This window comes from Paenibacillus rubinfantis, from assembly GCF_001486505.1.
GTDB classification, from domain to species: Bacteria; Bacillota; Bacilli; order Paenibacillales; family Paenibacillaceae; genus Fontibacillus; species Fontibacillus rubinfantis.
Map to the genome: position 1 here is coordinate 212,038 of NZ_LN909066.1, position 22,603 is coordinate 234,640.

At 52.4% G+C, this 22,603-nt stretch carries 19 protein-coding genes; all 19 read right to left on the bottom strand.

Annotated features, from left to right (window positions below):
- Positions 1-41: 41 nt before the first annotated feature.
- The 19 genes from BN3277_RS18510 to rpsB all read right to left on the bottom strand — a co-directional run bounded on the left by BN3277_RS18510 (position 42) and on the right by rpsB (position 22,478).
- A complete protein-coding gene (locus BN3277_RS18510) occupies positions 42-989 on the bottom strand; it encodes a bifunctional riboflavin kinase/FAD synthetase (RefSeq protein WP_059045264.1) in 948 nt (315 codons plus the stop codon).
- Positions 990-1,040: 51 nt separating this feature from the next.
- Complete coding sequence (truB, locus tag BN3277_RS18515) at positions 1,041-1,958, bottom strand: tRNA pseudouridine(55) synthase TruB (RefSeq protein ID WP_059045266.1); 918 nt, start codon at positions 1,956-1,958, stop codon at positions 1,041-1,043.
- Positions 1,955-2,935 (bottom strand): DHH family phosphoesterase, encoded by a 981-nt coding sequence (locus tag BN3277_RS18520; protein WP_059045268.1) that lies wholly within the window; start codon positions 2,933-2,935, stop codon positions 1,955-1,957. Before BN3277_RS18520 ends, truB begins: the two co-directional genes overlap by 4 nt.
- 76 nt (positions 2,936-3,011) lie before the next feature.
- Positions 3,012-3,365, bottom strand: a complete 354-nt coding sequence (gene rbfA / locus BN3277_RS18525; RefSeq protein WP_059045270.1) for a 30S ribosome-binding factor RbfA — start codon at positions 3,363-3,365, stop codon at positions 3,012-3,014.
- Between the two features lie 14 nt (positions 3,366-3,379).
- A complete protein-coding gene (gene infB / locus BN3277_RS18530) occupies positions 3,380-6,028 on the bottom strand; it encodes a translation initiation factor IF-2 (protein ID WP_059045272.1) in 2,649 nt (882 codons plus the stop codon).
- Positions 6,021-6,350, bottom strand: coding sequence for a L7Ae/L30e/S12e/Gadd45 family ribosomal protein (locus tag BN3277_RS18535; RefSeq protein WP_082691523.1), 330 nt, complete (start codon positions 6,348-6,350; stop codon positions 6,021-6,023). The genes infB and BN3277_RS18535 overlap by 8 nt, the downstream gene beginning before the upstream one ends.
- A complete protein-coding gene (rnpM, locus tag BN3277_RS18540; RefSeq protein ID WP_059045276.1) occupies positions 6,343-6,663 on the bottom strand; it encodes an RNase P modulator RnpM in 321 nt (106 codons plus the stop codon). The genes BN3277_RS18535 and rnpM overlap by 8 nt, the downstream gene beginning before the upstream one ends.
- A 15-nt stretch (positions 6,664-6,678) precedes the next feature.
- Positions 6,679-7,776: a transcription termination factor NusA gene (gene nusA / locus BN3277_RS18545; RefSeq protein ID WP_059045278.1), complete on the bottom strand. Its 1,098-nt coding sequence runs from the start codon at positions 7,774-7,776 to the stop codon at positions 6,679-6,681.
- Positions 7,777-7,862: 86 nt separating this feature from the next.
- Positions 7,863-8,324: a ribosome maturation factor RimP gene (gene rimP, locus BN3277_RS18550; protein ID WP_059045280.1), complete on the bottom strand. Its 462-nt coding sequence runs from the start codon at positions 8,322-8,324 to the stop codon at positions 7,863-7,865.
- A gap of 414 nt (positions 8,325-8,738) precedes the next feature.
- Positions 8,739-13,052, bottom strand: coding sequence for a PolC-type DNA polymerase III (locus BN3277_RS18555; protein ID WP_059045282.1), 4,314 nt, complete (start codon positions 13,050-13,052; stop codon positions 8,739-8,741).
- A 178-nt stretch (positions 13,053-13,230) separates the two neighbouring features.
- Positions 13,231-14,682: a proline--tRNA ligase gene (gene proS, locus BN3277_RS18560; RefSeq protein ID WP_059045284.1), complete on the bottom strand. Its 1,452-nt coding sequence runs from the start codon at positions 14,680-14,682 to the stop codon at positions 13,231-13,233.
- Between the two features lie 78 nt (positions 14,683-14,760).
- The gene (gene rseP / locus BN3277_RS18565; protein ID WP_059045286.1) at positions 14,761-16,035 is read right to left on the bottom strand and encodes an RIP metalloprotease RseP; all 1,275 of its coding nucleotides are present in this window, start codon (positions 16,033-16,035) and stop codon (positions 14,761-14,763) included.
- 119 nt (positions 16,036-16,154) lie between these two features.
- Positions 16,155-17,294, bottom strand: coding sequence for a 1-deoxy-D-xylulose-5-phosphate reductoisomerase (locus BN3277_RS18570; RefSeq protein WP_059045289.1), 1,140 nt, complete (start codon positions 17,292-17,294; stop codon positions 16,155-16,157).
- A 597-nt stretch (positions 17,295-17,891) separates the two neighbouring features.
- A complete protein-coding gene (locus tag BN3277_RS18575) occupies positions 17,892-18,692 on the bottom strand; it encodes a phosphatidate cytidylyltransferase (RefSeq protein WP_059045291.1) in 801 nt (266 codons plus the stop codon).
- Between the two features lie 19 nt (positions 18,693-18,711).
- Positions 18,712-19,479, bottom strand: coding sequence for an isoprenyl transferase (locus BN3277_RS18580; RefSeq protein ID WP_059045293.1), 768 nt, complete (start codon positions 19,477-19,479; stop codon positions 18,712-18,714).
- 71 nt (positions 19,480-19,550) lie between these two features.
- Positions 19,551-20,105 (bottom strand): ribosome recycling factor, encoded by a 555-nt coding sequence (gene frr / locus BN3277_RS18585; protein ID WP_059045296.1) that lies wholly within the window; start codon positions 20,103-20,105, stop codon positions 19,551-19,553.
- A complete protein-coding gene (pyrH, locus tag BN3277_RS18590; protein WP_059045298.1) occupies positions 20,105-20,833 on the bottom strand; it encodes a UMP kinase in 729 nt (242 codons plus the stop codon). Before pyrH ends, frr begins: the two co-directional genes overlap by 1 nt.
- A 93-nt stretch (positions 20,834-20,926) precedes the next feature.
- The gene (gene tsf, locus BN3277_RS18595; RefSeq protein WP_059045301.1) at positions 20,927-21,577 is read right to left on the bottom strand and encodes a translation elongation factor Ts; all 651 of its coding nucleotides are present in this window, start codon (positions 21,575-21,577) and stop codon (positions 20,927-20,929) included.
- A gap of 202 nt (positions 21,578-21,779) precedes the next feature.
- Complete coding sequence (gene rpsB / locus BN3277_RS18600) at positions 21,780-22,478, bottom strand: 30S ribosomal protein S2 (RefSeq protein WP_059045303.1); 699 nt, start codon at positions 22,476-22,478, stop codon at positions 21,780-21,782.
- Between the last annotated feature and the right edge of the window lie 125 nt (positions 22,479-22,603).

The following is a 22,603-nucleotide window of genomic DNA, read 5'->3' on the forward strand; positions in this document are numbered from 1 at the left end:
TACCACAGCTGTTGGGCAAAGTAAATGCCAGTCCCGCTTAGTTAGCGGGAAGCCTTCAACAATCGTTTGGCCGTGTCGGCGTCCTGTCCGATTTGCGCGATCAGCTCTTCCAGCGAGCCGAATTTCCGCTCTTCGCGGATATAATGAACTAATTCGACGGACAAGCTCTCATCATAAATCTCTCCCGAAAACTCAAACAAATGAGCTTCCAGCCAAAAGATCTTACCATCCTCATGAAAGGTTGGCTTGACCCCTACGTTCATCACGCCGGAGTAGGTCGTCCCTTCGTGGGTCACTCGAACGGCGTATACCCCGCTGGCCGGCACAACGTAATGCTCCGCCAGCTTCAGGTTAGCCGTTGGAAACCCGAGCTGGCGCCCGCGTTTCTCGCCGTGCATGACCGTCCCCTTCAGCGCATACGTTCGTCCAAGCCAGCGATTGGCCAGCTCGATCTTGCCTTCCTGCAGCGCTTTGCGGATATCCGAGCTGCTGACCTTCTCCCCATCGATGAGGAACGGCGGCACCGTGTTCACGTCCAGGACGTTACCGCTTAATTCGCGCAGCATTCCCGCGTCCCCTTCGCCCCGGTAGCCATAGCGGAAGTCAAATCCGACAACCGCTGTGTGCACCTTCAGCGGCACGAGAATGCCGGATACGAAATTTTGCGGGCTTACGCGGGAGAAAGCATCGTTAAACTCGACGATATATACGTAATCCACGCCCATTTGGCGCAGGATTCGCTCCTTCTCCTCCGGAGGCGTCAAATACCCGTCATAATCGCCCTTTTTCATGACTTCCTTAGGATGGGGGTGGAACGTCATGACGGAGGCGGGAAGCCCCAACTCCCCAGCAAGACGCACAGCGGAATCGATCACGCTGGCATGTCCCAGATGAAGCCCGTCAAACTGGCCAATCGCCAGCACTTGGGGGCGGGCATGTTGTTCAATAAATCGTTCGGTTAGTGGATATGATAATCTTATCGTTTCCATGATCGTGTCACCTGCAATTTCCCTCGGAATGCGCATTTCATTTCATGAGGCCTATTCGGGTAAAAATACTTTGACGGCCTTCACCGCCATCGTCTCCTCTTCCACCCGGAAAATGCCTAAAAATTGCCGTTCTGGACTATAGAGGCGCAGCGTCTCCCCCCGCTGAACGGCCGGAGAGACTACAGCTGAGGATAGCCGCTGGCCTTGCAATGCGGCTTTGACCTTTTCTGCGGCGACGGTATGGGCCGGTAAATGCTCTACGGCTCGATCAACCGGCAGCAAATATTCCTGCAGCGATCCGTCTGCGGCATGACGTGCTACCTCATCTAGTGTTAAACAGTGTTCCTCCGTGATGCCGGCCGACATCGTCCGTTTCAGCTCGGTCATCGCCGCAGGTACTCCAAGAGCTCGCCCGATATCGACGCATAACGTTCGAATATAAGTGCCTTTAGAGCATAACGCCCGGAAAGAAATTCGCGGATGAGGTCCCTCTGGATGAAAAGCCAGCAGCTCCAGTTCATGAATCGTCACTTCCCGCGGCTTCCGCTCCACGGTTTTTCCTTCTCTCGCCAGCTCATACAAGCGCTTGCCGTCTTGCTTCAGCGCGGAGTACATCGGAGGAATTTGCGAGATCGTCCCAACAAAACGGGACAATGCGCGCCGTACTTCCTCTTCCGTAACCCGAACCTCTTCGATCTGTTCGATGATCTCGCCCGTCATATCTTCCGTATCGGTCGCTACTCCAAGAACCAGGGTCGCCTCGTACTCCTTCGGCAACTCCTGCAAGTATTCAACCATCCGCGTCGCGCGTCCCAAGCATAAAGGCAGCACACCCGTAACCGCCGGGTCCAGCGTCCCCGTATGCCCAATCCGCTTCATCTTCAGGATCCCGCGGCTCTTGGCAACCACATCATGCGAAGTAAAACCCGCCGGCTTGCGAATCGGCAAAATCCCTTCGTAGGACCTCATAGCTGTTGCCTCACTTGTTCCAGCACCTTAGGAATAATCGTGCCCAAGGTGCCCTCAATCCGAGCCCCTGCGGCCCGAACATGACCGCCGCCGCCAAAGCTCTGAGCGACCCGGGCGACATCCACTTTACCGGCGGACCGCATGCTCACCTTAACGGCTTGTTCGTTAATGACCTTAAACAGCAGTCCTACTTCGACCCCTTGAATATTCCGCGGATAATTCACGATGCCTTCCATATCTTCGTGAACCGCACCGGTCGCCTTCAGATCTTCGTCCGTCACAGACACCCAGCCAATCTTTCCGTCCTCCGTCAGCTCAAGACCGTTTAGGGCCCGAGTCAGCAAGCGCAGCTGCGGCAGCGTCATTTGCTCAAGCAGAAGCTCGGATAAACCGGGGCCGTCCACGCCGTATTCCAGCAGTTTGGAAGCGGCCGCCATAACCTTTGGCGATGTGTTGGAGTACCGAAACCCGCCGGTATCCGTCAGCAGTCCCGTATACAGCGCCGTAGCGACGGATTCGTTCAGCTCCAGCCCCATATCGTTGATGAGATCAAATAAGATCTCGGCGGTGGCCGCCGCATTGGGCACAACCAGATTCACCGAACCGTAATGATCGTTGGTCGGATGATGATCGATGTTCAGCAACTGAGCCCCTTCAGCAAAGTATTCATGCGTGGTGCCTACCCGTTTAAAATCGGCGCAATCCACGCAAATCACATGATCAAACTTGCGGTCAAGCGGCGTAACCGACAAATCGAGAATCTCCTCTGCATGCCAAAGGTAACTCATCCGCTTTGGGATCGGCCCTTCGTTGACCATCACGAATTTTTTACCCAGACATGACAGAAGCCAGCCCACCGCAAGGGTAGAACTGACTGCGTCACCGTCCGGCTGAACATGCGACACGATGAGGAAATGATCATTCCGAGTCAAGAACTCTTTGCTCTGACTCAGCTCCCGTTCATAGGTCGTCTGCATAGCCGTCTCCTTTTGAGGACATCAAAAACTCATCTTCTCGAGGGTGAGAAGCTGAGTTTTTGATTCCATTTCGATTTCATTCTTCGTGCTCGTGCGTGATTTCGCCGAGAAGCTTCTCGATCCGGCTGCCATAAGCGATGGATTCGTCGATTTTGAAAATCAACTCCGGCGTATGGCGCAGCCGAACTCGTTTCCCGATTTCGGTGCGCAAAAAGCCGGTCGCTTTCTCTAGCCCTTTTAAGGATTCGTTTTTCTTCTCCTCGTCGCCAAACACGCTGAGGTAAACTTTGGCCTGCGACAAGTCACTTGTCACTTCGACCCCGGTCACCGTGACAAAACCGATGCGCGGATCTTTCAGTTCGCTCTGGATGAGCACGCTAAGTTCTTTTTTAATCTGTTCGCCTACGCGGCCGGTACGATTTTTGGCCATTACAGACACCTACCTTACTTCGGTTGAACAGTTTCCATGACGAACGCCTCAATCACGTCGCCTTCTTTAAGGTCGTTGTAATTGTCAAGGGTAATCCCGCACTCGTAACCTTGCGCGACTTCCTTGGCATCGTCCTTGAACCGTTTCAAAGAATCGATCTTACCTTCGTATACAACGATTCCGTCGCGGACCAAACGCATCTCCGCAGAACGGGTAATTTTGCCGTCAGTAACCATGCAACCTGCAATCGTTCCGACCTTGCTGATCTTGAACGTATTGCGCACTTCAGCGTGACCGATGACAACTTCTTTGTATACCGGATCAAGCATCCCTTTCATGGCTTGCTCGATCTCTTCGATCGCGTTGTAAATGACGCGGTGCAAGCGGATATCGACCTTCTCTTGCTCCGCCGTTGCTTTCGTTTGATTATCCGGACGAACGTTGAAGCCGATCACGATTGCGTTCGATGCCGCCGCCAAAATAATATCGGATTCGGTAATCGCGCCGGCTCCGCTGTGAATGATCTTCACGCGAACGCCTTCGACCTCGATTTTCTCCAGGGCGCCTTTGAGCGCTTCGACCGAACCTTGCACGTCGGCCTTAATGATCACGTTCAGATCTTTAATTTCGCCTTCCTTGATATGGCGGAATAGATCATCCAGCGTAACGCGTGTATTGGAGCCCAGGTCGGACTGACGTTGCGTGATGGCTCGTTTGTCGGCGATCGAACGAGCTTTACGCTCATCTTCGAAGACCATAAACGGATCACCGGCTTGCGGCACTTCGTTGAGACCGGTAATTTCCACTGGTGTGGACGGTCCGGCTTCTTTCAAACGGCGTCCCCGGTCATTGACCATGGCGCGCACACGGCCGAAGCAGTTACCTGCAACGAATGCGTCGCCGACCTTCAATGTCCCGTGCTGCACCAGTACACGTGCAACCGGTCCGCGGGATTTGTCAAGCTCGGCTTCGATGACCGCGCCGCGAGCGCGTTTGTCCGGGTTGGCTTTGTACTCGTTAACTTCCGCTACCAGCAGAATCATTTCCAGCAGGCCTTCTAACCCAAGCTTTTGCTTCGCCGAAACATTGACGAAAATCGTGTCCCCGCCCCATTCTTCCGGTACAAGCTCATATTCTGTCAATTCTTGTTTCACTTTATCCGGATTAGCGTCCGGTTTATCGATCTTGTTCACCGCAACGATGATTGGCAATCCCGCCGCTTTGGCATGGTTTACCGCTTCGACCGTCTGCGGCATCACGCCGTCATCAGCCGCAACTACGATGATCGTAATATCCGTCAACTGCGCACCGCGAGCACGCATCGCCGTAAACGCTTCGTGGCCCGGGGTATCCAAGAACGTAATCTTCTTGTTGTTGATTTCAACTTGGTATGCCCCGATGTGCTGCGTGATCCCGCCAGCTTCGCCGCCGGTCACATTCGTGGAACGGATGGCGTCAAGCAGCGTGGTTTTACCATGGTCGACGTGACCCATGATCGTGACAACCGGTGGACGGTCTTTCAAGTCCGCTTCTTCGTCGACCTCTTCGATCGTTTCAAAACGGTCTTCTTCGACCGGAATCTTCACTTCAACCTCAACGCCGAAGTCCCCTGCCAGCAGCAAGATCGTATCGATGTCGAGCTCTTGGTTGATCGTTGCCATCACGCCAAGCAAGATCAGCTTCTTGATCACCTCGGAAGCGTCCTTATGCAGCAATTTGGCGGTTTCGCCAACCGTCATCGTACCGCGGACGATAATCTTCTTCGGCGTGTTGTCGATTTTCTCCCGTGGTGGCTGTTGCGGCCCTCTGCCACGTCCGCCTTTGCCGCCGCGGTTGTTTCTGAAATTAGAGCCGTTCCGGTTATCGTCATAACCTCTTTGGTTCCGGCCGCCATTGTTGTTATTGTTTCCTCTTCTTTGGCCTTGACCTTGACCTTGACCCTGTCCTTGGCCTCTGCCGCCGGCATTGCCACCGCCGCTGTTATTAGAGTTGCTTGGCGTAAAGCTGCGGTTTTGCTGTTGAGGACCACGGTTTGCACCGCCTTGACCTTGACCTTGGCCTTGACCTCCTTGGCGCTGACCGCCTTGGCTTGGTCCCCGGTTGCCTTGCGGATTCCGGTTCGCACCGGACGGATTCCGGTTCGCACCGGACGGATTCCCTCCGCCTTGACTTTGCGGACGAGAGTTTTGATGATTGCCGCCGTTTGGACGGCCCGATCTTTCTTGAACAGCCGTATTGCCGCTTGCTACATTTGAGTTTGGTTTTGGTTTATTATTCATGCTTACCTGCTTTTCCTGTTGATTTTGGTTTTTGACGGGTGCGTTTGTGCTGCTCTGTACATGGCGTCCTTGATCTCCGCGATGACCGGAAGTTTCTCCGGATGTAGCTTTCGGTGTTTGGCTTCCTCCTGCGGAAGCCGGTGCCGGCGATTTGGCAGGAGAATCGTTACGTCCCGAGTTTTCTCGTTTCGCCGCCGCGTTGCTCTTAATATCCTTGAAAAACTGTTCCACACGAGCGACCGTATCGTTCTCCATGACGCTCATATGATTGTTAACCGGGATATTAAGGCGCTTAAGAATGGTAATAATTTCTTTGCTGCTCATGTTGAGCGATTTGGCGTATTCATACACCCTGAGCTTATCTTGTTTTTCTTGTTTACTCAATATACTCCACCTCCGATGTTTTCAAGATCGCTTTGCGGATCATCTCGGTAAACCCTTGATCGGTTAAGGCCAGAACCACACGTTCCGGTTTGCCAACGCTCCCTCCGAGCGTTTCCCGGTCGAATCCAATCATTAGCGGGATCTTATAGCTCCCGCATTTGTCGCGGAATTTCTTCTGCGTATTGGCTGAAGCGTCGCCCGCCACAATCACGAGCTTGGCTTCCCCCGACCGAATCGCCTTCAGGACAATTTCGTCCCCGGTCACCAGTTTACCGGCCCGCATTGCGAGGCCTAGTCCGGACAACAACTGGACCCTACTCATCATCGTCCTCTTCCTCATTCCGCGCTTGCGCGGCGAGGAACTCTTCCTCCACAGCCAGGAAATCACGAGCGAGCTGCTCATATACCTCGGACCCTACCGGTGCTTTTAGCGCACGGTCCAGAGCACGTGATTTATGCGCGAGCTTGAAGCAAGCCGTTTTGCCGCACAGATAGGCTCCACGCCCTGATTTCTTTCCCGTCAGGTCGATCGACACCTCGCCCTCAGGCGAACGAACGATGCGAATCAACGTCTTCTTGGGCATCATTTCCTGGCAGGCTACGCATTTGCGCAGCGGTACTTTTCTTTGCTTCATCCTTGCCACCCCCCGTTAGTCCACGGAGATGGAATCCTGAGGCATTTCGCCCTGGTCGGTTTTTTCTCTGCCGAATTCCTCTTCCGCTTGGGTTTCGCTCTTAATGTCGATTTTCCAACCGGTCAATTTTGCAGCGAGGCGAGCGTTTTGTCCTTTAATCCCAATCGCCAGCGACAACTGGTAATCCGGCACGATCACGCGGGCCATCTTCTCCGCCTCAAACACCTGGACCTCAAGCACCTTGGACGGGCTCAGCGCGTTGGCCACGTACTCCTCTACGCTATCCGAATAACGAACGATGTCGATCTTCTCTCCGCGTAGCTCATTGACGATCGTCTGCACGCGTGTGCCTTTCGGGCCAACGCAGGAGCCGACAGGATCCACTTCGCTATTGCGGGAGTATACGGCAATCTTGGAACGGAAGCCGGCTTCGCGGGCTACGGAACGAATCTCCACCACACCGTCGAAAATTTCCGGAACCTCCAGCTCGAACAAACGCTTCAGTAAACCTGGATGCGTACGGGACAACAAAATTTGCGGTCCTTTCGTCGTGTTTTCTACTTTGGTAATGTACGCTTTAATCCGGTCTCCGTGCTTAAACTTCTCGTTTGGCATCAATTCGTTCAGCGGCAAATGGGCTTCAATCTTGCCGAGATCGACGTAGATGTTGCGCAGGTCCTGCCGCTGTACAATCCCGGTCACGATGTCTTCTTCCTTCTCAACGAACGCATTATAGATGAGTCCGCGTTCCGCCTCGCGAATGCGCTGCGTGACGACCTGCTTGGCAGTTTGGGCTGCAATCCGGCCGAAGTCGCGAGGGGTGACCTCGATTTCGGTAATGTCGTCGAGATGATAATTGGGGTTGATCTCGCGTGCCGCAGGCAGCGAAATCTCCGTGCGAGGATCGAGAACCTCCTCAACCACGAGCTTGCGTGCAAACACTTTGATCGCGCCGGTATGGCGGTTCATATCCACTCGCACGTTTTGTGCCGTATTAAAGTTACGCTTGTAACTGGAAATCAGCGCCGCTTCGATCGCTTCGAACAAGATATCCTTGCTGATCCCTTTTTCCCTTTCCAATTCATTCAAGGCTTCGATAAAATCCATGCTCATTTGCCTCGAGTTCCCCCTTTCATGATTCCCCGTAGGTCACACTAGAAGTATAATTTCAAAGAGTCAGGTGACTTTTTGAACTACTTCTAAAAGATGATAGCCAATCTTGCACTGGCAACTTTGTTATATGGAATGGCGTGACGCTTCTTCCCGACTTCGACGACCATTTCGTCGCCCTCGAAGGATAGAAGCCGGCCTTCAAACTCCTTCAGGCCGTCTACCGGTTCGTATGTAGTAACAAATACGTCTTTGCCAACCGCCTTGGATACATCCTCGGCTTTCTTTAAGGGGCGTTCTGCTCCCGGCGAAGACACTTCTAGAAAATAAGCCGACGGAATCGGATCGTTCTCGTCCAGCTTCTCGCTAAGGTATTCGCTGATCCGGCCGCAGTCATCGATATCGATGCCACCGTCTTTGTCGACGAATACGCGGAGGAACCAGTTGCTCCCCTCCTTGACGTATTCCACGTCAACCAGTTCAAAGCCGTTCTCCTCCAAATAAGGCGTGACCATTTGCTCTACGGTCGCTTTGATCTTTGGTGTGCTCAAGCGTACATTACCTCCAATAATTCAATCCTATATACCAAAGATTAAAGAGTGGGTTTCCCCACTCTTTAAACAACGGTTCTATCTTCATGATTGCCAAAAAAATTATAACATAGTACATACTGAGTGACAAGTAAAACACCTTTACTGTGTAAGGAGGTTTAAAAAGACATCTTCGGATCACGAAGTGGACACTGGCAGTTTATTCGACGGCGAATCTTGAATTCAGCCGGGCCTTCCGTTGCTCACGTAGGTTCGCCTACGCTCCGCTACTCAGCCCCTAGCTTCATCCAACCTTCTTGGTGCTCCAAACCTGTCTTTTTAAGCTTTTATTGAAACGGTTGTTTAAAAAGCATCTTCGGATCACGAAGCAAAAACAGGATGTAGATTCGACGGCGAATCTTGAATTCTTCATAATTAAAACAATGATAGCTGGTTGCTTTCTGGCAGGCCGCGGAAGCAGCCCATCGAACCCAGGAGCTCGACGATCGTTTTACTCGCCTTGGATTTCTGTTGGAAATCCTCCACCGACAAGAACTCGCCTTGCTCTTTCGCCGCAGCGATATTCTTGGCCGCATTCTCCCCGATCCCGGCAAGCGCCGAGAACGGCGGAATCAAGGAATCGCCATCGACGATAAACTTCGTAGCGTCCGAGCGGTATAGGTCGATCTGCTTGAAGTGGAAGCCGCGAGCGGTCATCTCCAGCGCCATCTCTAAAATCGGCAGCATATTTTTTTCCTTCGGTAGCGCTTGGAAGCCCTTCTGCTCGATCTCTTCGATTTTGCGGTAGATGGCTTCATACCCCTGACAGCACAGCTCGATATCGAAATCCTCACCGCGGACAGAGAAATACGTCGCATAGTATTCAATCGGATAATACAGTTTGAAATAGGCGGTCCGCACCGCGGAAATAACGTATGCGGCGGCGTGCGCCTTCGGGAACATGTACTGGATCTTAAGGCAGGAGTCGATGTACCATTGCGGTACTTTACACTTCTTCATTTCCTCAATCCATTCCGGGGTCAGCCCTTTCCCCTTACGAACGCTCTCCGTAATTTTAAAGGCCAAGCCGGCATCCATGCCTGCTTTATAAATCAGGAATAACATGATATCGTCACGACAGCCGATCACCGTCTTGATGTTACAGGTGCCGTTCTTGATTAGCTCCTGCGCGTTGCCTAGCCATACGCCTGTGCCGTGGGACAGCCCGGATATTTGCAGCAAATCGGCAAAGGAGGAAGGTTGCGATTCCACCAGCATCTGACGGACAAATTTCGTTCCCATTTCCGGAATCCCGTAGGTGGCCACCGGTGTGCGAATCTGCTCCGGCGCGACTCCAAGTGATTCCGTTGAGTTAAACATGCTCATGACCTTCGGATCATTCATCGGAATTGTCTGAGGATCAACTCCGGTCAAATCCTGCAGCATCCGCATCATCGTCGGATCATCGTGCCCCAGAATATCGAGCTTCAGCAAGTTCGCGTCAAAGGCATGGTAATCAAAATGCGTGGTTTTCCATTCCGCTCCCGTATCATCGGCCGGGAACTGTACCGGGGTAATATCTTCAACCTCGATATAATCCGGTACGACCACAATCCCGCCGGGGTGCTGACCGGTGCTGCGTTTGACGCCGGTACATCCGGTAGCCAGACGGTTCAACTCAGCTCCACGCCAATTTTTGTTATGCTCTTCCTCGTATTTCTTGGCGAACCCAAACGCCGTTTTCTCGGCGACCGTACCAATCGTCCCGGCGCGGAATACGTTTTTCTCCCCGAACAGCACTTTGGTGTAGTTATGGGCAACGGGTTGATATTCACCGGAGAAGTTAAGGTCAATATCCGGTACCTTATCACCTTTAAAGCCCAAAAACGTCTCAAACGGGATATCCTGGCCTTCGCCCTTCAGCTTGCCGTTGCATTTCGGGCAGTTTTTGTCCGGAAGGTCGAACCCGCTGGGCACGCTGCCGTCAAGGAACCATTCGCTATGCTTGCATTCGGGATTCTGGCAAATATAATGGGCCGGAAGCGGGTTAACCTCGGAAATGCCAAGGAATAACGCAACTACTGATGAGCCGACCGAACCCCGGGAACCTACGAGATAACCATCTTGGTTCGACTTCTTAACCAAACGTTCAGAGATTAGATAGTTCGCCGAGAACCCGTATTTGATGATCGGCTCCAGCTCTTTCTCCAACCGTTTGATGATCACTTCCGGCAAATCCTCGCCGTAAATCGATTTGGCCGTATCGTAACAGGTGCGACGGATTTCCTCGTCCGCCCCTTCAATGATTGGCGTAAACAGCTTGTCCGGGAACAACTCCAATTCCTCGAACTGGTCCGCCAGCGCCGCGGTATTGGTAACCACAACTTCAAAGGCCTTCTCCTGGCCGAGAAAAGCAAACTCCTCCAACATCTCCTCCGTCGTCCGGAAATGCGCATCCGGCTTGCGGATATCCTTCAGCGGACTGAAGCCGGTGATGCCATGAATCGTAATATCACGGTATAGCTTGTCCTTTGGATCCAAGTAATGCACGTTTCCGGTAGCAATGACGGGCTTATCCAACTTCATGCCGATCTCGACCACTTTACGGATCGCCGTTTCCAATTCTTCCGTACCGCCAACCAGTCCTTTTTCCACCAAATGCATGTACATCGTGAGCGGCTGGATTTCCAGCACATCATAAAATTCGGCGACAGCTTCGGCTTCTTCAACGGACTTGTTCAATACAGTTTCGAAGAATTCACCCTTCTCGCAACCGGATAGGATTAGCAACCCTTCGCGCATCTCCACCAGCTTGGATTTAGGAATACAAGGCACCCGCTTAAAATACTCGGTGTGCGACATCGATATGAGCTTAAATAGGTTTTTCTTGCCTACTGGATTCAGCGCGTAGATTCCGCAGTGGAACGGACGGGCATTGGATAAGTCCTTCCCGACCTTGTCGTTAAGGCGGTCCAACGATTTGTACCCTTCGATTTTGGCGGCGTCATCCAGCAATCCGTTCAAAATCTCGCCAAGCGCCAAGGTATCATCGATCGCCCGGTGATGGTTCTCTAGCGAAACTTTATATTTAGCCGCGAGCGTATTCAGCCGGTGATTTTTCATGGTTGGGAACAGCATCCGGGCCAACTCCAACGTATCGAGCACAGGGTTTTCCATGATGGGAAGCCCTAGTTCTTTTAGCTTCGCGTTGACAAAGTCATAGTCAAACCGGGCGTTATGAGCGACGAGAATCCCGTCTCCCGCGAACTCAACGAATCTCTTCAACACCGGTTCCACGTCCGGCGCGTCCTTCACCATGTCGTCGTTGATATTCGTCAGCTGTTGAATATGATAAGGGATCCGTTCATGCGGATTAACAAAGGTTGCGTATCGATCGATCTCTTTGCCCTCCTGCATTTTCACCGCGGCAATTTCAATGATTTTGTTCTGCGTCACCGACAAACCGGTGGTCTCGATGTCAAAAACGATGTAGGTCGCCGACTTCAAGTCATCGCCCCGAGGGTTAAGCACAACCGCCACATTGTCGTTTACGACGTTGGCTTCCACACCGTAAATCATTTTAATGCCGTTTTTCTTTGCCGCTTTCGCCGCATCGGGGAAGCTTTGCACACCGCCATGATCCGTGACGGCGATCGCTTTATGCCCCCATTTGGCGGCCATCTTCACGTAATCGCCAATCGGCGTTACGGCGTCCATCGTGCTCATGGTCGTATGCAGATGGAACTCGACCCGCTTCTCCGGCGCATTGTCCTTGCGTCCCGGCGGTGCGGAAACCTCGCATAGATCGGAAGGAATCATCACCAGCTCTGGGACCGGCATAAAGCGGTCCATTTCCACTTTGCCCCGCGCTTTGATCCACTTGCCGTTGGCGAGTTGCCCCATGACTTTTAAGTCTTCTTTATTTTTGGCGAACAATTTCAGCTGCAGGGAATCGGAAAAATCGGTCAGGAAAAACACAAACAACGTGTTGCCATTGCGCAGCTCCTTGCGGTCCAGGCCAAAGATCGTACCCTGAATCGTAATCTTTTTCTCTTCGTCCTGGATTTGCTGCATCGGTACCGGCGGTTCCTTGATGTCGTTCCCAAGCTGCAGCTTGATCACTTCTCCTTCAACTTCCTCCGGAGGTGCCTCAACCGTTATGCTCTCCATCATCTTCTGGATGACCTCTCGCTCTTCCTCCACGATCCGCTGCTGGAACTCCTCAAACGCTTCGACGTTCGTCTCGCCGGTTTGCAGCTTAATCCTTAACGGCAAGCCAAAATACGTTTCGTAATATGCCGTGATGGCTTTGTCGATTTGCTTTTTGCGTGCCAATTCCAGTGCCATCGCATCGCTAAACGTCACCGTCACCACATCACCGTCTACGTCAAACCCGGCTCTCGCCATCCAGCCGTTCACCGACGGAACTTGGCGTTTCACCCATTCGATAAACAGAGACCAATATTCCCCCACGATGTCCTTGGGGGACAAGCCGCCGTAATGAAACTCAAAGGTAATGATGGCGATATGCTCCATCCGCTCCCTGACCCGCAGGCAAAACGTACGGTAGGCCTGGGCCGGCACCAGCGTATCCTTCTGAATGGTGATTCTCCACTCCCGATTGCTGCGGCTGACCTCTACCTTTTCGATATGTCCGTCAAGAAAGTACGGATCGACCAGCGAAGCGGGCACCTCCGCCTGCTTCATCAACAGCTCCAGCCGGTTTCTCTTGTCTTGCGTCTCGGTCATGTCCTCTCCCCTCACCTTGCTAGCTGACTTATTGCCTTGGATCCAAAAAGAGCTTCCGGCGGTTGACCGGCGGCGTGAAAAGCCTGCAGGCGCTGACTGCCGAAAGCCCTCTTGTTGTTCTGTCGTTCGCCTGCGTCCCAAGTTCCCCAAAGCTCTTGCGGGACTCTAAGGCGACATCTTAATAGGCTCTGGCAAAAACGACGGTATGCTTTGCTTTATTCCCACAAACGAGGCAAGTTTCTTTCGTAGTGTCCGGATGGAACGGAATATTGCGGCTGGTCGCTCCCGTCTCTTCCTTCACTTGGCGTTCGCAAGCTTCCGAACCACACCAGCCGGCCAAGGTAAAGCCGCGTTTCTCTTCGATGCTTGCCTTCATTTCATCCAAAGTGTCGACGCTGTAGAAATGCTCTTCGCGGAAAGCTTTGGCCCGTTCGTACATTTCTTGATGGACCTGCTCCAGCATCGCTTGAACCTCTTCAACCAAACGGTCCTGCTGAATCACCTTCTTCTCGCCGCTGATGCGGGAGACAAGTACGCAGACGCCGTTCTCCATATCGCGAGGCCCGATTTCCAAACGAACCGGTACGCCGCGCATTTCGTATTCGTTAAACTTCCAGCCTGGGCGGAAGTCCGCACGATCATCGATGCCAACGCGAATGCCTGCTTTTTTCAGCTCGGCAAACAGCTCATCCGCTCTGCCTACGACCGCTTCCCATGTTTTTGGCGGGCCGATCGGAATGATCATGACCTGCTTCGGCGCAACCTTCGGCGGCAATGCCAATCCGCGGTCATCCCCGTGCACCATGATCAGCGAGCCGATCAACCGGGTGCTGACGCCCCAAGAGGTGGTATGAACATATTCGCGAACGTTCTCGCGGTTCAAATATTGAATATCAAATGCGGTTGCAAAGTTGGTGCCCAGATAGTGGGAAGTCCCGGCCTGTACAGCACGGCCATCCTTCATCATTGCTTCAATGGAGTAGGTATCCACCGCGCCGGCGAATTTCTCGGACGGTGTTTTTTGGCCGACGATCACCGGGATCGCCAAGTAATTTTCCACGAAATCGCGGTAAATTTCCAGCATCCGCATCGTTTCTTCGCGCGCTTCCTGCTCGTTTTCATGGGCCGTATGGCCCTCCTGCCACAGGAATTCGCTCGTACGAAGGAACGGCAACGTCCGTTTCTCCCAACGGACAACGTTCGCCCATTGGTTAATCAGCACCGGCAAATCGCGGTAAGATTGGATCCATTTTTCGTACATATGCCCAATCATTGTTTCGGAGGTCGGACGAATCGCCAGACGCTCCTCCAGCTTCTCACCGGCCGCTTCCGTCACCCAAGGCAACTCCGGATTAAAGCCTTCGACGTGTTCCTTTTCCTTCTGGAAGAAGCTCTCCGGAATAAACAGCGGGAAATAAGCGTTGCGATGGCCCGTTTCCTTAAAGCGGCGGTCCAGCTCGGCCTGGATATGCTCCCAGATCTCGTAGCCGTCCGGCTTAAATACGATACAGCCGCGGACCGGCGAGTAATCCATGAGATCCGCTTTTTTGATAACGTCGATGTACCAGCGGGAAAAGTCTACTCCCTGCGGGGTAATCTCCGTGACGAATTGTTTCTCCTCGTTTGCCATAAGAACCTTTGTCCTCCCGTAAAAACCACAAGTTTAATGTACTCGCGCGCCGATCGGCGGCTGCCTCCGTCAGCAGGATCAGCCGTGAATCAAGCGCAGTATGTCGTTATAAGTGACCGCGATCATCAACAGGAACAGCATCGCAAATCCGATGAAATGCACCATGCCTTCGCGGTTTGGATCGATCGGTTTGCCGCGCAGGGCCTCGACCCCAAGGAAAATGAGCCGACTCCCATCCAATGCAGGGATTGGCAGCAGGTTAAAGATCCCCAGATAAAGGCTCAAAATGGCGGCCCAATACGTTAATTGCACGATGCCTTGCTTCGCAATTTGGCCGGTAACCTCAAACGTGCGGACCGGACCTCCCAAATCGTCCATGTTAAAGCGGTTGATCAACTGCTGGAAGCCGAGGAAAATCGCTTTGGTCGTGTTGACCATATCTTCCCCCGCGACCTGGAACGTCTCCCCAAAGGATGCGCTGCGCGTCGGAAAAACCGTAATGATCGTACTTCCGATTTTGCCCGCTTCATTCTCTGCCCCTTTCGGGGTGATCGTGACCTGCAACGTCTCTTCGCCGCGTTTGACCGTCCATGTCATCGGCTTGTTTTTTGAAGCTTGGATCATTTCGATCATTTTATTCGCATCGGTCCCTACCGGAGTTCCGTTGATCGTTTCGATGATATCTCCCGTTTTCAAGCCAACTTCTTCAGCCGGCATCCCTTGCATCACCTCGCCGATTTGCAGGTGGCTCGGTTGCTCCAGGGGAATCCCCCCCATTTGCGTATGCAAGGCAAACAGCACAAAGGCCAAGATAAAGTTCATCAGCGGACCTGCAAAGATCGATAAGGCGCGCTGGCCCACCGTCTTGCTGCCGTACTGCCGATCTCTAGGGGCAATTTGCGTCTCTTTCCCCTTCGTCACCAACATCGCTTGCGGATGGACTTGGTAGGTCAGCGTCTCGCCGTCTACGTCCAAACGTACCTTGAGATCGTCTTCGAGATCGATATACTGTACTTCGCCGCGGATCACGTTTTTACGGCTGTCCAGCCGGTCCAGGTAAATCTTCCGAACCTGATCGTTCTCCAAACGCAAGGCGACGGTCTGTCCATCTGAGATTTGAACCAACTCCGGATCCTCGCCGGCCATCCGCGCGTAGCCGCCGAAAGGTAGCAAACGCAAAGTGAACTGGGTCTCGTCCCGTTTAAAAGACAGCAGTTTCGGGCCGAAACCGATGGCAAATTCCCGTACCAAAATGCCGGCACGCTTCGCAAAGAAGTAATGTCCCCATTCATGCACCGTGACGATGACAAAAAACATAAGCACCGTCAAAAATATGATTTTCAGCAATTCCAAGCGTAAGCATCCCCCTTCTGGCCACGGATCGTCCAACGTTACTTTAGATTAATATATTCTCCGATCAGGCACAAGAGAATACCGCCACCCCAGCTTTTGAGCACGAAGCGAAACAAACCTTACAACGTCTCGGCTAAAGCTCTAGCCCAGCGATCCGCTTCGCGAATCGTTTCCAGATCCGGATGAGCCTGCGCTTCATGTTTGGCTAAAGCTGTTTCGATAATGCTCTCGATCTGCAAGAAGGGAATATCCCCTTTCAAAAAGCGGGCAACGGCTGCTTCATTCGCGGCGTTATAAACGCTGGTTGCCGTACCTCCTATTTTACCACATTCGTAGGCTAGTCTTAAACAAGGGAACCGGTCAAAGTCCATCTCGCGAAAATGCAGCTTCCCGACCTCAGCCAACGACAACCGCTTTGCAGCAGACGTCCAGCGGTGTGGATAGGTTAACGCATATTGGATCGGCACGCGCATATCCGGAGTTCCCAGTTGTGCGATCACGCTGCCGTCACGATACTCAACGAAGGAGTGGATGATGCTTTCCGGGTGCAGCAACACTCCGATCTGCTCAAAAGGAAGATCAAACAGCCAGTGGGCTTCGATCACTTCCAATCCTTTGTTGACCATCGTGGCTGAATCGATGGTGATTTTAGCGCCCATCGCCCAGTTTGGATGCTTTAAGGCATCCTCCACCGTGACATCCTTTAGCAGTTCTCTTGACAGATCGCGGAACGATCCGCCGGAGGCAGTTAATGTGATTTGACCAACTTCTTCCCGATGCTCTCCATTCAAGCATTGAAAAATAGCCGAGTGCTCGCTATCCACGGGAAGCAACGCTACTCCCTTACGCCGGGCCAATTCCGTTACCAGATGTCCCGCCGTAACCAGCGTCTCCTTGTTCGCCAACGCGATATGCTTGCCTTCCTCGATAGCCGCTAACGTCGCAGGCAGTCCCGCGCTGCCGACAATGGCTGTCACCACCGTATCGGCATCGGTTCCCGCCGCCACTTCAATCAAACCCTGGTCGCCATAAAAAAGCTCCACGCCATCCGGCAGCTGCGGACGAATCCGGTCAGCCAACTCCTTGGTGGCTACAGATGCTTTTCGGGGCCGAAACTCGTGGACTTGCTTAGCAAACAACTCGATATTGCTGCCAGCCGCCAAACCTTCCAGCCGAAACTCCTCGGGATAAGCTCGGAGGACGTCCAGCGTTTGCGTGCCGATGGAACCGGTCGAGCCGATCAACGCGATTTTTTTCATGCTGCACCTCGTGTTCAAAGAGATTCAAAGGGATCCACAGAGATCCCTCACCTTCTAACGGACCGTAGCGCCGTTATTTATCTATTTCCCGATCATTTCCCGTTCTAACGGACTCCAGGGACTTTATCTGGAGCCAAAAGCACCAAACCGGATGCCTTTTACCCAAATAAGGTCTCTGAGGTCCGTTAGTTTGCGAACCCCTTCCTTTTTACAGCAATAAGGCCTCTGGAGTCCGTTAGCTCGCCTTGCAAAGTTTCTTCAGCACCGAGAAGGTTGGACGAAGCTAGGGACTGAGTAGCGCAGCGTAGCTGGAAGCTACGTGAGCAACGGAAGGCCCGGCTGAGTTCAAGATTCGACGTCGAATCCCCATCTCTGCATCCCCCTCGTGCGGGGAGGCCGATTCTCAATCGACCCGTTCAATAAAAGATTGAAAATCGGGTTTTCAGCACCGAGAAGGTTGGACGAAGCTAGGGACTGAGTAGCGCAGCGTAGCTGGAAGCTACGTGAGCAACGGAAGGCCCGGCTGAGTTCAAGATTCGACGTCGAATCCCCATCTCTGCATCCCCTTCGTGCGGGGAGGCCGATTTTCAATCTACCTTATTGAGGGAGAAGGGTGAGGATATGTATGAACGGGAACACCGCGATCCAACTATCGCACCGGTCCAAAATGCCTCCGTGGCCAGGCAGCAGCTTGCCGGAATCCTTAATGCCGTAGACACGTTTGTACGCCGATTGGATCAGGTCGCCGAATTGCCCTACCACTGCAGCGGAGATCCCGAGCAGGACGGCTCGTCCGACCGTAAGCAATCCACCGGAAGCAAACGCGAAGATCACGGCAACGATCACGGCTAGTAAGACGCCTCCCAGCGCCCCTTCCACGGTTTTGTTCGGGCTGATCGCGGGCCACAGCTTATTTTTGCCGAAGCGGCGGCCGGTGAAATACGCCCCCGCATCGCTGCTCCATATCGCCGCCAACATAAGAAACGTCCAGAACAAGCCATGGCCGTCAGCCGTATTGCGTGTTTCCGCTATCGCCGCAAATCCGATGCCGACGTAAACCATACCTAAATACAGCATGGCAACTTGGCCGATCGGCATCTCATTTTTGCTGATCACCGTCACAGCTAAAAAGAGCAGCATCCCCAACCACAACACCGCAGAATCGCTGAGCGGTTGGGCGATATCGAGCAGACGCCACGGAAACGTGAAATAGACCACACCGAGGTACCCCAGTATAGCGGGTCCTTGGAATGCCGGGATACGGGTCATTCGCACAAATTCGTAATATCCGATCAGAGCCATAAGCAAAATAAGTACATGATAGAGGGTTCCGCCCAACCAGCACATTCCGAGGAAAAAGCCGCCGGCGATGATGCCCGTAATCAACCGCTGTTTCACCAGTCAACACCTTCCATCGCTAGGTTAATCCACCGTATCGCCGCGTGCGGCGCTGATACTCTGCCACCGCTTCAACCAAATGATCTTTGTTGAAATCCGGCCAGAGGGTATCCGTGAACCACAATTCACTATAAGCCGTTTGCCAGAGCATAAAGTTACTTAACCGCAATTCTCCACTCGTGCGAATCAGCAGGTCAGGATCAGGCAACCCGGCGGACAGCAACCGAGATTCGAACGTTTCGGCCGTAATGTCTTTCACCGACAACTCTCCGGACTGAACCGCCTTGGCGATATCCTTTACACTTTCCGTAATCTCGCGACGGCTGCCGTAATTCAAGGCAAAATTCAAGATCAAGCCCGTGTTGTGCTTCGTCCGTTCAATCGCTTCCTTCATAGCGGCAATCGTATGCTTGGGCAATTCATCCGTATAGCCCATCATCCGCACCTGGACATTCTTCTCGACTAACTCATCCAGTTCGATCGCCAGAAACTCTTGCGGAAGCGACATCAGATAATCAACCTCGTCCTTCGGCCGTTTCCAGTTTTCCGTTGAGAAAGCATACAGCGTCAAGATGGAAATGCCAAGTTCATCCGCCGCAATCGTCGCCCGCTTCACGGCTTTCATCCCCGATCGATGGCCAACGATTCGCGGCATTCCCAGCTTGCGCGCCCATCTTCCGTTACCATCCATTATAATGGCGACATGGTTCGGGATATTGTCCGGGGACAAGCTGACGGATGCCCCAGGATTTTTCTTTTTCCGCCAGGGTTGAAATAGCTTGATCATTCCTTTTCCTCCAGCCGATGATGAAAAAGAGACAAAACCCCACCGTAAAAGGAGGGGCCGCTTTTTGTCTCTTAAACTTCCATGATCTCTTTTTCTTTCGCAGCGAGGACCTTATCCACTTCCGCGATAAATTTATCTGTCGTTTTCTGAATGTCTTCCTGATGCCGGCGCGATTCGTCCTCCGAAATATCGGTTTTCTCTAGCTTCTTGATGTCATCGTTCGCGTCACGGCGAATGTTGCGGATGGCGACCTTCGCCTCTTCGCCGAATTTCTTCGTCATCTTCACGAGCTCGACACGACGTTCTTCGGTCAAGGCCGGAATCGATAAGCGAATGGATGTCCCGTCGTTCGCGGGGGTTAAACCGAGATCCGATTTCTGGATCGCCCGCTCAATCTCCGATAACGACGATTTATCCCAAGGCTGGATCATCAACGTCCGAGAATCCGGCGTGTTGATATTGGCCAACTGGTTGATTGGGGTCGGCGAACCGTAGTAATCAACCTGAACGCGATCAAGCAGCGAAGGCGTAGCTCTTCCGGCGCGCAGCGTCGCAAGATCTCTTTTCAGTGCCTGAATCGCTTTGTCCATGCGTTCTTCAGCATGTTTCTTAATCGTTTGCGGCATTAATCTACACTCCCTTTGACGATCGTCCCGATTTTCTCACCGAGAACGACGCGCTTAATGTTCCCTTGTTCCGTAATTGCAAAAACGATCAACGGGATATCATTGTCCATGCATAGCGAGGATGCCGTGGAATCCATAACCCCCAGGTTCTTGTTCAGCACTTCCAAATACGTGAGGGATTCATATTTCACCGCGTTTGGATCCACAAACGGATCCGCGGAGTATACGCCATCCACCTTATTTTTCGCCATCAGGATCACTTCCGCCTCAATTTCAGCTGCACGAAGCGCGGCCGTTGTATCCGTAGAGAAGAACGGATTGCCCGTGCCCGCCGCAAAAATCACAACCCGGCCCTTCTCCAAATGGCGGATCGCCCGGCGACGGATGTACGGTTCGGCGATTTGTTGCATCGCAATCGAGGTTTGCACCCGGGTAGGCACCTCAATTTGCTCGAGCGCGTCCTGCAAAGCCAGGGAATTCATCACCGTGGCAAGCATCCCCATATAGTCCGCAGTAGCACGGTCGATGCCCTTGGCGCTGCCGGCGATCCCGCGCCAGATGTTGCCGCCGCCGCAGACGATAGCCACCTGCACGCCCAGTTCCACCACTTCCTTCACCTGTTCGGCGATGGATGAAATCGTTTCGGCGTCGATACCGTAACCGTTTTGACCGGCTAACGACTCCCCGCTGACCTTTAAGACAACACGTTTAAACACTGGCTGTTCCAAATGTATACCTCCACATCGAACTCATTCGCGGGTTAAAAAAGAAGGAACACGGCGTGTTCCAACTTTCCTTCACTTGTATGTGAGATGGTCTGCTTATTTATTGACTTGGGACATAACTTCTTCTACGAAGTTGTCGACTTTTTTCTCCAGACCTTCGCCAAGTTCGTAACGAACGAAACGACGGATGGAAATGTTTTCACCGATCGTGCTGATTTTTTCTTTCAGCAGTTGCTCAATCGTTTTGTCTGGGTCTTTAACGAAAGCTTGTTCCAGCAAGCAGAACTCTTCGTAGTATTTGCCGATGCGGCCTTCGACCATTTTCTCAACGATTTTCTCCGGCTTGCCTTCATTCAAGGCTTGAGCTTTCAAGATTTCCTTCTCTTTCTCGATTTCCTCTTGAGGAACTTCTTCCCGACGAACATAACGAGGGCTCATTGCCGCGATATGCATCGCAACGTCACGTGCAAATTCTTTGAACTGTTCATTCTTAGCTACGAAGTCCGTTTCACTGTTGATCTCAACCAGAACACCAATACGGCCTCCAGCGTGGATATAAGATTCAACAACACCTTCTGTAGCGACCCGACCCGCTTTGTTTGCAGCGGCAGCCAGACCTTTTTCGCGCAAGACCTCAATGGCTTTCGCCATGTCGCCGTTTGCTTCTTCTAACGCCTTTTTGCAATCCAGCATCCCTGCGCCCGTTTTTTCACGTAGTTCCTTGACCGATTTTGCATCAACAGCCATGTTTAATTCCCTCCATATCGATGTATAGGGTAAATCCCCTTCAACTCTCAAGATATAAAACCAACCGCCTATGTAATAACATCGTAATGACCCGCTGATTTTATACCGTCTTCTTCACTTTAAAAAAAGGGTAGTGAGAGGTTTGACACCTACCAACCACCCTTTTCATTTAATTTATCGATTTAGCATCTGGCTAAGGCCATTACGCTGTAGTTTGTTCACCTTGGTGAGCTTCGATCACGGCATCCGCCATTTTACCCGTCAACAGTTTTACGGCGCGGATCGCGTCGTCGTTACCCGGAATGACGTAGTCGATTTCGTCCGGATCGCAGTTCGTGTCGACGATACCTACAATTGGGATACCCAATTTGCGGGCTTCGGCAACCGCGATACGTTCTTTACGAGGATCGATCACGAACAGAGCGCTAGGCAAGCCCTTCATGTTCTTGATCCCGCCCAGGAATTTCTCGAGACGTTCTTTCTCTTTGCGAAGAATGATAACTTCTTTCTTCGGCAATACAGTGAACGTGCCGTCTTCTTCCCAAGCTTCCAGCTGTTTCAAACGGTCGATCCGTTTTTGAATCGTTTGGAAGTTGGTCAGCGTACCGCCCAACCAACGTTGGTTAATGTAGAATTGACCCGCGCGTTCTGCTTCTTCTTTCACGGAGTCTTGAGCTTGTTTCTTCGTGCCTACGAACAGAATGGTTCCATTCTCTTCAGCAATGCTCTTTACGAAGTTATAAGCTTCTTCCACTTTCTTGACCGTTTTTTGCAGGTCAATGATGTAAATACCGTTTCTTTCAGTGAAGATATAACGATCCATTTTCGGGTTCCAGCGACGAGTCTGGTGACCGAAGTGAACGCCTGCTTCAAGCAGTTGTTTCATGGAGATTACTGCCATCTTCACGCACCTCCTAAGTTTGGTTTTTTTGATGCTTCCTCCGCAGGTTTCATTTCCCACCAAGACTCCCTTTTATCCTAAAAAGCGAGCACCCTTGGCGAAATCATCCCGCGTGCGTTATAACA

Coding starts and splice junctions, on each gene's coding strand:
- BN3277_RS18570 (WP_059045289.1), bottom strand. CDS start 17,294: ATGAAAAAAATCGCGTTGATCGGCTCGACCGGTTCCATCGGCACGCAA.
- rpsB (WP_059045303.1), bottom strand. CDS start 22,478: ATGGCAGTAATCTCCATGAAACAACTGCTTGAAGCAGGCGTTCACTTC.
- nusA (WP_059045278.1), bottom strand. CDS start 7,776: ATGAGCATGGATTTTATCGAAGCCTTGAATGAATTGGAAAGGGAAAAA.
- BN3277_RS18555 (WP_059045282.1), bottom strand. CDS start 13,052: ATGACCGAGACGCAAGACAAGAGAAACCGGCTGGAGCTGTTGATGAAG.
- proS (WP_059045284.1), bottom strand. CDS start 14,682: ATGGCAAACGAGGAGAAACAATTCGTCACGGAGATTACCCCGCAGGGA.
- rbfA (WP_059045270.1), bottom strand. CDS start 3,365: ATGGCCAAAAATCGTACCGGCCGCGTAGGCGAACAGATTAAAAAAGAA.
- BN3277_RS18520 (WP_059045268.1), bottom strand. CDS start 2,935: ATGCAGACGACCTATGAACGGGAGCTGAGTCAGAGCAAAGAGTTCTTG.
- frr (WP_059045296.1), bottom strand. CDS start 20,105: ATGCCGCAAACGATTAAGAAACATGCTGAAGAACGCATGGACAAAGCG.
- BN3277_RS18535 (WP_082691523.1), bottom strand. CDS start 6,350: ATGAGTAGGGTCCAGTTGTTGTCCGGACTAGGCCTCGCAATGCGGGCC.
- tsf (WP_059045301.1), bottom strand. CDS start 21,577: ATGGCTGTTGATGCAAAATCGGTCAAGGAACTACGTGAAAAAACGGGC.
- rnpM (WP_059045276.1), bottom strand. CDS start 6,663: ATGAAGCAAAGAAAAGTACCGCTGCGCAAATGCGTAGCCTGCCAGGAA.
- BN3277_RS18580 (WP_059045293.1), bottom strand. CDS start 19,479: ATGATCAAGCTATTTCAACCCTGGCGGAAAAAGAAAAATCCTGGGGCA.
- BN3277_RS18510 (WP_059045264.1), bottom strand. CDS start 989: ATGGAAACGATAAGATTATCATATCCACTAACCGAACGATTTATTGAA.
- truB (WP_059045266.1), bottom strand. CDS start 1,958: ATGAGGTCCTACGAAGGGATTTTGCCGATTCGCAAGCCGGCGGGTTTT.